The sequence below is a fragment of the Planktotalea sp. genome, from assembly GCF_039984035.1.
Classification (GTDB): Bacteria; Pseudomonadota; Alphaproteobacteria; order Rhodobacterales; family Rhodobacteraceae; genus Planktotalea.
The window spans coordinates 1-11411 of sequence record NZ_JBDWVM010000277.1 but is presented as its reverse complement, the minus strand read 5'-3'; the positions used below and the strand labels follow the sequence as shown (position 1 = coordinate 11411).

Sequence of the window (11411 nt, the reverse complement as noted above, 5' to 3'; positions counted from 1 at the left end):
ATCCAGAAATCGGTTGAAGATTTCGCCGCGGATGAAGGACGCCGCCCGCGCATGCTGGTCGTGAAAATGGGCCAAGACGGCCATGATCGCGGTGCAAAAGTGATTGCGACTGCTTTTGCCGACATCGGTTTTGACGTGGATGTTGGCCCGCTGTTTCAGACACCCGAAGAAGCGGCGCAAGATGCGGTCGACAATGATGTGCATGTGATCGGCATTTCCAGCCAAGCGGCTGGTCACAAGACGCTCGCACCTAAGCTGATCGAAGCGCTCAAAGAAAAGGGCGCAGAGGATATCATCGTGATTTGCGGCGGCGTCATTCCGCAGCAAGACTACGACTTCCTTAAAGATGCGGGCGTAAAAGCGATCTTCGGTCCGGGCACGAATATCCCGAACGCCGCGCAGGATATTTTGCAGATTATCCGAGACACACGCAGCTAAACGAAAAAGGGCGCACCGTTAAAAGTGCGCCCTTTTTGTATGTTCGATTTTGCGATCAGCTGTTTTTAGGCTGTCGCGGCCTCTTCAACATCGTCGCTCTTCGCGCATGCTATTTTCAGCGCGCAGTACCCGAGGATGCCTGAGATGATCGAGCCTGTCAGAACGCCAAGACGTACTTGGTTCATTGTGGCTGCGTCTGCAAAGCTGAGCCCACCAATGAAAAGCGACATCGTAAAGCCGACACCAGCCAAACAGGCGATCCCGTAGATATGCAGCCAAGTCGCACCATGAGGTAATCTTGCAAAGCCAAGTTTGACGGTCAGGAAGGTAAGCCCCATGACTCCGATTTGCTTACCAAGGATCAAGCCCAAAGCGATGCCGATGGGCAGAGGCGCCAACAGATCGGATAGGCTGAGACCCGTTAAAACAACGCCAGCATTGGCAAACGCAAAGATCGGGATGATCAGGAACAGCACGTAGGGCGTTAATGCATGTTCTAGCGCGTGCAGGGGAGACTTGCCCCATTTGTCAGTCAAAGGGATCAAGAAGGCCGTCACAACGCCTGCCAAGGTTGCATGGACGCCGGACTTCAAAACGAAGAACCACATGATCACACCGAGCAGGATCGCAGGTGCAACGCGGTGCGCGCCTTTAATGTTGAGCCAGATAAGGCCTGCCAGCGGCAAGAGTGCGAGGTAAAGATAATCGATCTTGAGCTCAGACGTGTAAAACAGCGCGATGATGATGATAGCGCCAAGGTCGTCCAAGATCGCCAAGGTGAGCAAAAACACCTTCAACGACACGGGCGCGCGGCTGCCAACAAGCGCAAGGATGCCAAGCGCAAAGGCGATGTCGGTTGCCGCTGGAATGGCCCAACCGCCTAAAGTTTCTGGTGAATTCCAGTTGAACGCTGCAAAGATCAAGGCAGGCACTGCCATGCCGCCAAGCGCGGCCATGCCGGGCAAGAGAACATCGCGCGGGTTCTTGAGCTTGCCTTCCAGCAATTCGCGTTTGAGTTCCAAACCAATCAAGAAAAAGAAGATCGCCATCAAACCATCGTTGATCCAAAGGATCAGAGGTTTTTCAAGGCCGGACCCATTTATCGTAACGGCGAGGTAGCTTCCTAAAACACCCTCGTAAACGCTAGACAATGCGGAGTTTGCGATCATCATCGCCGCTAAGGCAGATAACATGAGCAATATGCCACCCGAAGCCTCATGGCTGAAAAATTTGTCGATCGCGCGTAGTAACATTCTTGCCTCCCAAGGAATTTTGGCGCGTAATACGCCTAATTCAACGTAACATGGTGCGTGGTGTGGCGGCTTCAATACTTTTCTTGAGGTTTTCAGTGCGACATAATGGTTATTTCGCGCATAGCTCGCCTCTCAAGTGCATTTCCATAAGGTTTTTATATGATTAGCGTAAAATTAGATCATCTTGCCGTAAGCGGCGAAACCCGTGATGACGCGCGTGCGCACATCGAAGAGGCCTTGGGTATCTCGATGCAAACAGGCGGGGAACATGCGCGATTTGCGACGCACAATCATTTGATAGGTATGGAAGATGGTTTGTATTTGGAGGCGATTTCAGTCGATCCAAACGTGCCAAACCCCGATCGTCCACGATGGTTTGATCTGGATAACTTTGCCGGCGCGCCCCGTTTAACCAATTGGGTGTGCAGCGTCGATGATATCGCGCAAGCCTGCGTACATTGGAAAGATGCAGGCGAGCCGGTGTCACTGGAGCGCGGCGATTTACGGTGGCAAATGGCCGTTGCTGCGACAGGCAAGCTACCTTTCGACGGTGTCTTCCCGCCGCTCATTGAATGGGGCGGCACGTTGCATCCTGCGGCGATGTTAACGGCGGCTCCAATTTCATTGAAGATGCTAACGGTTTGCCATCCAGAAGCGGAAGCGTTGGCTCAGATGTTAGGCGACGTAATTGGCGCAGCGGTACGTTTCGAGAATGGGGAGGTGCCGGAGCTGATCGCAGAGTTCAGCACGCCTAATGGCATAAAAACGCTTCTATGATCATTCGAACGGCACACACACACGATGCGGAAGCGATCTGCAAAATCGCCAATCCATTGATTGAGAATACGACGGTGACTTTCACGACAGAGCTCAAAACTGTCGAAACCGTTGCCAATGATATCGCTGCGCGTGAGGGCGCGTTTCTTGTGGCTGAAACGGGAGGCGTTGTACTCGGGTTCGCGACTTATTTCCCTTTTCGAAGTGGTCCGGGCTATGCGGCGGCGAAAGAGCATTCGATAAACTTGGCGCCTGAAGCGCGGGGGAAAGGGGCGGGTCGTGCCCTGATGGATGCGTTGGAAGAACATGCGCGTCGCAACGGCGTTCACAGTTTCTGCGCGGCCGTCAGCGGCGAAAACCAAGATGCGATCACCTTTCATGAAAAAGTCGGTTTCAAGACCGTCGGAACGATCCCGCAATCGGGCCGCAAATTCGAGCGGTGGATCGATTTGATCTTCATGCAGAAAATCCTGCGCTGAAACGGGTGTGACGCATGGGCTTTTCTCTCCAGAGGGCCTAAAGTTGCGCCATGTCACTCTGGACTCGCATATCCGAAGCGCTCGCCGCACTTAGCCAAGGTGAAAGCCTTTCGGTTGTCTTTGATCGTTTGCGCAGCCCGCCTGAACGCACTGTTGCCTTTACGATTGCGGTCATTGCTTTGGGCGCAAAAATGGCCAAGGCGGACGGGCAGGTGACCCGCGATGAGGTGACAGCCTTTCGCGAAGTTTTCAATATTGCCGCCGCAGATGAAGCGGATGCTGCCCGTGTTTTTAACATGGCCCGCTTGGACGTTGCTGGCTTTGAAGATTACGCAACGCGCATCGCGCACATGTTTGGGTCTGAGCCTTCCACCTTGCGTGATTTGCTCGAAGGGCTGTTTTATATCGCCATGGCGGATGGGTTTTATCACCCGAATGAAAACGTGTTTCTGGAACGCGTTGCGACGATTTTCGGGCTGGACGACACCGCGTTCCGCGCGCTGCGTGCGCGGTTTGTGCCAGACGCTCAACCTGATCCCTACACGGTTCTTGGCGTTACCGCTGATATGCCCTTGGACGAGATCAAACGACGCTGGCGCGAGATGGTTCGGGAAACCCATCCTGATCGCATGATTGCACGGGGTGTTCCGCAAGAGGCGGTGCGCATGGCAGAAAAACGCATGGTCGATATCAATCGCGCATGGGAAGAGATTACCAAAGATCGGGCCGCTTAATGCGAATTGCTTGTTACAATGTCGAATGGTTCGATCGCTTATTCGACGATGATGGCACACTTCATTCAGATGATCGTTGGTCGGGGCGGCGCGATGTGACGCGGCGCGCGCAAGTCGCTGCGCTAAATACCGTGTTCAAAGCTTTGGACGCCGACGCGATTATGGTGATCGAAGCGCCTGATGATCACAAGCAACGCTCCGGTGAGCGCGCTTTGGAGAATTTCGCGAAAGCTTGCGGCTTGCGAACGAACAAGGCGTTGATCGGGTTCACCAACACCACTCAGCAAGAAATAACCTTGCTCTACGATCCCAAAAAACTGTCCGCGACGCATGATCCGATTGGCGGCGTGGAAGGGGAGTTCCCCCGTTTCGATACAGCGTTCGAGATCGATCTTGATGTGGATAGCCGCCGCGAAAGTGTAAATTTTTCCAAACCTCCTTTGGAACTGGCGATTGAAACCAGCAGCGGTACGCGCCTGCGGATGATCGGTGCGCATTTGAAAAGCAAAGCGCCGCACGGTGCGCATAACCGTGACGAGGTCATGCGTTTTTCTATTGCGAACCGACGCAAGCAATTGGCGCAGGCGGTTTGGCTGCGTGGCCGTGTAGAGACGCATTTAGAGGCTGGTGACAGCCTAATGGTGCTGGGTGATCTGAACGATGGGCCCGGGCTTGATGAATATGAAAATCTGTTTGGGCGCTCGTCCGTCGAGATCATTTTGGGCGAAGTCGGCTGTCCTTGCCTCTATGATCCCAATGCCGCGCGCGCGCTTGAGCGGAAAATCGGCGGTTCGCCCACAACATCGCGGTTCTTTCTGAAACGGGATAATCGGTTTTTGCAGGCCTTGCTTGACTACATCATGGTAAGCGATGATTTGCGTTCAAAAGCAAAATCTTGGCGCATCTGGCATCCCTTCGATGATCCAGAATGTTGGTCAAATATTGAACTGCGCGATGCGTTGCTGACAGCCTCGGATCATTTCCCTGTCACGCTTGATATCGACATTTGATCTAAAATTTACATTCAACGTGCTTATATTGGCGTTATGAAACAGATTGCTCTCTCTGCTGCTTTGGCCCTTGCACTGGCGTTGCCTGCACAGGCTGAAGAGACGACATCAGACAATGGCTTTAACCTTATGGAAGAAGGCGCGCGCCTTTTGTTCAAGGGGTTGGTGCAGGAAATGGAACCTGCGCTAAAGGAAATGGAAGAACTGTCTGATCAATTGGAACCGGCGTTGCGCGGGTTTGTTGAAAACATGGGGCCTGCGCTTGGTGATCTTCTGGGGCAGGTCGAGGATTTTTCGAAATACCATCCGCCTGAGATATTGCCGAACGGCGATATTATCTTGCGCCGCAAAACTGACGATGAGATTGCAGCGCCTGAAGGTGAAGTCGAACTTTAAGTTACGCTCGAAATATCGGATCGGGGCGAGGGAGGGCGCCAGCCCGCGCTCCTTCAAAGACATTTCGCAATGGTGGCTTTGAAGGGGTTTAGCTGTCTTTCGACGCTTTGTTGAATTTCACAATTGTCTCGGCATTCAAGGATGCCGCTAAGGAAGACAGACGCGCCTCTGCGACTTCGGAGAAGAGAGGTTTGGCGGAAAGATGTAGTCGCAGTTCAAGTTGCTTCTTCTTCGGGAACCAGCGGATTTCGCCAAGTTTTTCGTCTTTTTCCATCCAGAGCATCGCGCCAAAGCGCATGGCTTTTCCCAGAATTTCCGCTTCGCGCTGCTGGGAGTCTGTCAAAAGACCGAATAGGTCTTCAAACTGTGACCCTTTGCGTTGGTTTCGATAGCGGTGCAGCAAGGCAAGACCCAGAAAAACCCGTTCAGAGTGGCTGAGACCACCAAGGTTGGCGCGGGTTGAGTTGTCAAAACAGACTTCCGCGCGGAAATCCGGGTGCGCGCGCCATGTTACGTCGTGCAAAAGGCACGCGGCTTTGACCATGCGCTTGGTCGCGAAGGGCGCGGATTTGAACAGCGGCATGATGAAGTCATAAAGCGTTGTGCCAAAACCAGGCATGCGCGCGTTTTTTGATTCAGAAAATCGTGCGAATTCGATCAACGGATCACGGTCGCGCAGTTTCTGTGGCATTTGCTCATAGAGCATGCCCTCGCGAATACCATAGCTTGAGATCGCGATATCTTTGGGCTTGATGCGGCTGATCAGAATTTTGAGGACTTCAGTTGCGATGGGCACCAATGCCATACGTGCAGATGAAATATCGCAAGCTGCGCGCAGCTCGTCGATATCGCTCTTTTGGATGTATTTAACGGTTTCACGCACGGATTTTGGGGTCATCCGATATTCATGCAAAACGTGCAAAGGATAGCCGCGACGATGCATGTCGATCCGTGCAATGGCGCGCCAAGACCCGCCGACAAGGAACAATCGATCCTTCTGCTCACCCATTTGCTCGCAGAGATCTTTGATGACCTCTTTGGCATAGGCTTTGCGCGCCTTGGCGCCGCCTTTAAGGCTTTGTAGTTTGAGGGGGCCAAGCGAAGAGGTCACGCATTTACCAACACGGCCATCGCGAATTTCTGCCAGTTCCATTGACGCACCGCCGATATCACAGACTAGGCCATAAGAACCGGGCCATCCCAGCAAAACGCCTTGTGCAGAGAGGCGCGCCTCTTCGGGGCCGTCGATGACATGCACTTGCAAGCCGGTTTCGCGCAACACATCAGCGCAAAACTCGGGTCCGTCCTCTGCATCGCGCACCGCAGCTGTTGCAACGGCAGTCAGCGGTGAAATCCCAAGGCTTTGCGCGATGGCCTCAAAACGTGCGATTGCCGCGAGCGCGCGAACGCGCCCTTTGGGGTTCAAACGTCCCGTGTCGGAAATACCCGCGCCCAAAGCGCACATGACTTTTTCATTGTAGAAATAGTTCGGGCTACGCGCTGCGCCGTCGAAGATCACCATTCGCACCGAGTTTGAGCCGATATCAACCACGCCAACACGTGAGAGTTTGCGCACGGATGGATCGTTAAACAAAGGCCGGCCAAAGGGGCCAAAACTGGCGTCCAAATCAGCGGGTAGGTCGGGCGTGATTTCAGCGTTCATCAAGGGATCCGATGTTGGAGTCTTAACGCCAGCTTAGGCCAAGGTCGGCAAGTTTAGAATGGCAAAAATGATCTACGCGTCGTTGTCTTTGGTATGCGTGAGTTTGGGCACATCTGCCGCGCCAGCGCTACCACGCCCGGAAAGGGACGGATTTTCCATGAAAAACTTATGACAATTGAAGGCAAAACTACCTTCGGGAACCGCCTCGCGAATGAAAGACCCGTCTGGTCGCATGACCCAGCTTTGCGCGACGTCAGCGAGATTGGCAGCCATGATTTGGCTTACGATCTGGGCTTTGACGGTCGCGTTGTTGATTTCCACAAGGGTTTCGACGCGCCGGTTCAAATTTCGGCCCATCCAATCGGCGGAGCTGATGAAGACGCGCGCCTTTTTGTGGGGCAGGCCGTGGCCATTGCCAAAGCAAACAATGCGCGAGTGTTCAAGAAAACGCCCAACAATCGATTTGACGCGTATGGTTTCGCTCAGGCCCTTGATACCAGGACGCAGGCCACAAATACCGCGGATCACGAGATCAATTTTGACGCCAGCTTGCGAGGCATCATAAAGCGCATCAATCACTTCGGGATCGATGAGCGAATTCATCTTGGCCCAAATCATTGCTGGTTTGCCGGCTTTGGCATGGTCTGCTTCGCGGCCAATCAACTCAAGCAAACGTGGTTTCAGAGTCAGAGGCGAAATCGCGAGATTATCAAGGCTGTCGGGCGCAGCGTAGCCCGAGAGGTAGTTGAACACCTTCGTGGCATCGCGACCTAGCTTTGCATCGCATGTGAAAAACGAAAGATCGGTATAAATGCGCGCTGTAATCGGGTGGTAGTTGCCCGTGCCGTAATGGGTATAGGTGACGAGCTGATCGCCCTCACGGCGCACAACGGTTGAGATTTTGGCGTGGGTTTTCAGATCGAGGAAACCATAGACAACATGCGCACCCGCACGTTCCAAGCGGCGGGATTGGCGAATGTTTGCAGCTTCATCAAAGCGCGCTTTGAGTTCCACCAGAGCAGTGACGGATTTGCCGTCTTCTGCAGCCTCGCAGAGCGCGGACACAATAGGTGAGCGCTTGGAGGTGCGATAAAGCGTTTGTTTGATCGCAACGACATCTGGATCGCGCGCGGCTTGGGTCAAAAACCGCACGACCATGTCGAAGGTCTCATAAGGGTGGTGCAGCAACATATCCTTTTGACGGATCGCAGCAAACATATCGCCCTCATGGTCCTGTACGCGCTCAGGCACGCGGGGCATGAAGGTGGGCCACAAAAGGTCAGGGCGTGCATCGGTGACCAGCTCGGATAGATCGGCCATGCCAATCATGCCGGGCAGTTCGACGGTTTCCGCGTCGCTGACGCCAAGTTCGCGCATCACAAGGCTTTTGATCTTGTTTGGCGCATCGCCTGTATAGGTCAGGCGAACGACCTCACCGCGTTTGCGGCGTTTGAGCGCGACTTCAAATTCGCGAACTAGATCTTCGGCTTCGTCCTCCACTTCCAAATCGCTATCGCGCAAAACGCGAAACCCGAAATGACCACGCATTTTGTAGCCGGGAAAGAGGCGGCCAATGTTTTCAACCAACACATCTTCCAAAGGGAAGTAGCGGAGTTTGCCCTTTGGCGCTGGCAGAACGACAAACCGGTCAATCTGCGCTGGAATTGGCAAGAGCGCTTGCAGCTCGCGCTTGTCGGACTGGCGTTCGAGTTGCAATGCAAGCGAATGGCCAGTGTTCGGGATGAAAGGGAAGGGATGGGCCGGATCAATGGCCAGAGGTGACAGAACAGGAAAGACCTTGTTCAAGAAGATATCAGCGATGAAATCTTTGTCGCTTTCGCTGAGCTCAGAACGATCGATGATCGCAATATTCGCCTCAAGCATTTGCGCGCGCAGGCTTTCATAGACCCGCTGCTGGGTCATCAAAAGCGCGCGGGCATCTTCATTGATGAGCGTGAGCTGCTCTGCGGGGGATAGGCCATCAGCGGCGGGCGTCGTATTTCCCGCCTGCGCCAATTCACGCAAACCCGCGACGCGCACTGTGTAAAATTCATCCAAGTTTGTAGCGGAAATCGACAGGAACCGCAGTCGCTCCAGCAAGGGCACGCGCGGGTTTTCTGCTTCTTCAAGGACACGCCAATTGAAATTGAGCCAGCTCAACTCCCTATTCACAAAACGGCCTGGACCCGTCAGATCGACGTCTTCCAGTTCGAGTGGGTCAGGAAGGTCAGCTTGGAGAAAATCAGATTGCATCAGGTACCTTTAAGGGCGTCGGGTAAAACTAATGTGACGCCTGCGGGGGGAATTTGTCCAGCACTGCCGATGCAAATGCGCGTGTGAGCGGGCGTTTTTCTTCAAGACCTGCTTTATCGAGCGCGGCAACGATGCGCTGAACGGCAGCGAAGGAACGATCGATCCGCTTTGCCAGAAATGGAATAACATCCGGGGCAGGGTTCAACTGGCGATCTGCAAAGAGCTTCATCATGAGCGCGGTCAACAGCGTATCATCGGGCGCGTCGAGTTCTGCGATTAAAACGGCCTGCATACGGCTGGCTAGATCCGGCAGCGAGAGCGACCAACGCGGCGGCGCACTGCGCGCTGTGAGCAACACGTTTTGCCCCTCCGCCGCGGACAGATTGTGCAGATGGAACAACGCCGTTTCAATGGGGCGTTGCCCCGCGATGGCATCCACATCTTCGATCACGATAGGTGTAGCCAGCAAATCGGGAACGGCGTCTTCGGACAGATCCGCTGCAGAAATAATCTGCGCGCCGCTTTGCGCGGCCCAAACATGGGCGAGATGGGTCTTGCCCGACGCTTCGGGCCCGATCAGCAGAAGTTTTCCGTTGCTCCAGCTGTGGGGTGCATCGATGAGCGCGACAGCCAGTGCATTGGACGGAGAGACAAAGAAATCATCCCGCCCCAACGCGGCGCGCGATGGGAGATCAAAGCTAAGTTGTTCGCTCATGTCTTAGTCTTCGCTTTCCGGTTGGCCTTCTAGACCAGCATAAAGGCGGCTGCCCATATATTGTCCGATGAAGAAACGGGCGATCACGCCAAGGGCCGCTGCAACAGGGACGGCGACCAACATGCCGACAAAGCCAAAGAGCGAGCCGAAAACTGAGAGAGCCAGCAGCAACCAAACGGGGTGCAGACCGACCGATGAGCCGACCAGCTTGGGGGTAAGCACATTACCTTCCAAAACTTGGCCGACCACAAAGATACCTGCGACCAAGCCCAATGACACCCAATCGCCCCAGAACTGGAATAGCCCCAAACCAATCGCCAATGCCCCGCCGATCAAAGCGCCGATATAGGGGATGAAGGTTATCAGACCAGCGATAAACCCAACGACCAGACCAAATTGCAAACCGACCAGCATGAGCGCGATTGCATAATAGGTGCCGAGGATGAGGCAAACAGTGCCCATGCCGCGAATGAAGGCCGCGAGCGTTTGATCAATCTGTTTGGCCAGCATGCGAATTGTGGGCGCATGATCGCGCGGCAGCAACGTGTCGATGCGTGCGGTCATGTTGTCCCAATCTAGCAAGAGATAGAAAGCCACGACAGGCACGATCAAAAACAGCGTCAAGATGCTGACGATGGAGGAGGCAGAGGAGACAACCGAGCTAAATAGCTCCCCGCCCTTGGACTGAATTGTTTCACCCAAGCCAATGAGCGATTGGCGAATAGTTGAATCTTCATCCAGAATTTGCGGGAAGCGCTCTGCCAAAAAGGCCTGCAGATTTGTGAACAGTTGCGGCGCAGTTTCAACGAGCGTGACCGCCTGCGAGATCAAGGTTGGAACGACCAGCAGAACCATGACCACAAAAACGAGCACGGCGATCAGCGTAATGATCGTCGTTGCGAGCGCTCGACTGCATCCTAAATCCTCAAGCTTGTCCGCAACAGGATCGAGAAAATAAGCAATAGCGCCGCCCAGAACGAATGGCAGGATCACATCGCCGAGATACCACAAGGCCACCAAGAAAACGGCCGTGGAAATTCCCCAATATTTGAGCTGGTCTTCAACGGGATGAGCCATATGCGCCTCTGCTGATTGTGTTGTCTTAGACATCGCCTAAGCGAGGGGAGGTTTCAAGGGCCGTTGGGGGCCAGCCCCCGCCTCAGCTTTGCTGAGCCTCCCCCGAAGTTTATCTTGAAAGATGAAGACGCATGTCTTGCTGGAATTGATACAAGCGCCTAAACGGGTGAGAACCACAGATTTTTGAGGGACGTTCCATGCGCCTGAGCCGATATTTTTTGCCGATCTTGAAAGAGAACCCTGCGGATGCGCAGATCGTAAGCCACCGCTTGATGCTGCGCGCGGGGATGATCAAACAATCCTCTGCCGGTATTTATTCTTGGCTGCCTATGGGCTTCAAGGTTTTGCGCAAGATTGAAAACATTGTGCATGAAGAGCAACAGCGTGCCGGTCACATCCCGATGCTTATGCCCACGTTGCAATCTGCTGATCTGTGGCGCAAGTCCGGTCGCTATGACGCCTATGGCCCTGAAATGCTGCGCATTAAGGACCGTCAGGACCGCGAGATGCTCTATGGTCCAACGAACGAAGAGATGATCACAGACATCGTCGCGAACTTTGTCGGCAGCTACAAGGCGCTGCCTTTGACGCTTTATCACATCCAGTGGAAGTTCCG

At 54.1% G+C, this 11411-nt stretch carries 11 protein-coding genes and 1 pseudogene; 7 read left to right on the top strand and 5 right to left on the bottom strand.

The window, feature by feature from the left end; translation table 11 throughout:
- Positions 1-438: cobalamin-dependent protein (locus ABJQ89_RS12715; protein ID WP_348496585.1), on the top strand; the 438-nt coding region annotated here is incomplete at its 5' end.
- A 65-nt stretch (positions 439-503) separates the two neighbouring features.
- Here the strand turns inward: ABJQ89_RS12715 and nhaA are convergent.
- Positions 504-1691 carry a Na+/H+ antiporter NhaA gene (gene nhaA, locus ABJQ89_RS12710; RefSeq protein ID WP_348496584.1) on the bottom strand — a complete coding sequence of 396 codons (1188 nt, stop codon included), beginning with the start codon at positions 1689-1691 and terminating at the stop codon, positions 504-506.
- A gap of 159 nt (positions 1692-1850) precedes the next feature.
- Here nhaA and ABJQ89_RS12705 point away from each other — a divergent pair, with 159 nt between their 5' ends.
- The 5 genes from ABJQ89_RS12705 to ABJQ89_RS12685 are packed head-to-tail and all read left to right on the top strand — an operon-like array spanning position 1851 to position 5087.
- A complete protein-coding gene (locus tag ABJQ89_RS12705; protein WP_348496583.1) occupies positions 1851-2468 on the top strand; it encodes a VOC family protein in 618 nt (205 codons plus the stop codon).
- The gene (locus ABJQ89_RS12700) at positions 2465-2947 is read left to right on the top strand and encodes an N-acetyltransferase family protein (protein ID WP_348496582.1); all 483 of its coding nucleotides are present in this window, start codon (positions 2465-2467) and stop codon (positions 2945-2947) included. Before ABJQ89_RS12705 ends, ABJQ89_RS12700 begins: the two co-directional genes overlap by 4 nt.
- 50 nt (positions 2948-2997) lie before the next feature.
- Positions 2998-3681 carry a molecular chaperone DjiA gene (locus ABJQ89_RS12695; protein WP_348496581.1) on the top strand — a complete coding sequence of 228 codons (684 nt, stop codon included), beginning with the start codon at positions 2998-3000 and terminating at the stop codon, positions 3679-3681.
- The gene (locus ABJQ89_RS12690) at positions 3681-4691 is read left to right on the top strand and encodes an endonuclease/exonuclease/phosphatase family protein (RefSeq protein ID WP_348496580.1); all 1011 of its coding nucleotides are present in this window, start codon (positions 3681-3683) and stop codon (positions 4689-4691) included. The genes ABJQ89_RS12695 and ABJQ89_RS12690 overlap by 1 nt, the downstream gene beginning before the upstream one ends.
- 36 nt (positions 4692-4727) lie before the next feature.
- The gene (locus ABJQ89_RS12685) at positions 4728-5087 is read left to right on the top strand and encodes a hypothetical protein (protein WP_348496579.1); all 360 of its coding nucleotides are present in this window, start codon (positions 4728-4730) and stop codon (positions 5085-5087) included.
- Positions 5088-5175: 88 nt separating this feature from the next.
- On the opposite strand, the gene ABJQ89_RS12680 is transcribed toward ABJQ89_RS12685, so the two are convergent.
- From ABJQ89_RS12680 to ABJQ89_RS12665, 4 genes are all read right to left on the bottom strand, one after another.
- The gene (locus ABJQ89_RS12680) at positions 5176-6750 is read right to left on the bottom strand and encodes a Ppx/GppA family phosphatase (protein ID WP_348496578.1); all 1575 of its coding nucleotides are present in this window, start codon (positions 6748-6750) and stop codon (positions 5176-5178) included.
- 72 nt (positions 6751-6822) lie between these two features.
- On the bottom strand, positions 6823-9006 hold the full coding sequence (locus ABJQ89_RS12675; RefSeq protein ID WP_348496587.1) for an RNA degradosome polyphosphate kinase: 2184 nt from the start codon (positions 9004-9006) through the stop codon (positions 6823-6825).
- A gap of 25 nt (positions 9007-9031) precedes the next feature.
- The gene (locus ABJQ89_RS12670) at positions 9032-9718 is read right to left on the bottom strand and encodes a DnaA/Hda family protein (RefSeq protein WP_348496577.1); all 687 of its coding nucleotides are present in this window, start codon (positions 9716-9718) and stop codon (positions 9032-9034) included.
- Between the two features lie 3 nt (positions 9719-9721).
- Entirely contained in the window at positions 9722-10795 is a 1074-nt protein-coding gene (locus ABJQ89_RS12665) for an AI-2E family transporter (RefSeq protein ID WP_348496586.1), read from the bottom strand.
- Between the two features lie 197 nt (positions 10796-10992).
- On the opposite strand from ABJQ89_RS12665, the pseudogene ABJQ89_RS12660 reads away from it, so the two are divergent.
- Positions 10993-11411: pseudogene (locus ABJQ89_RS12660) on the top strand (proline--tRNA ligase); the annotation flags it as partial.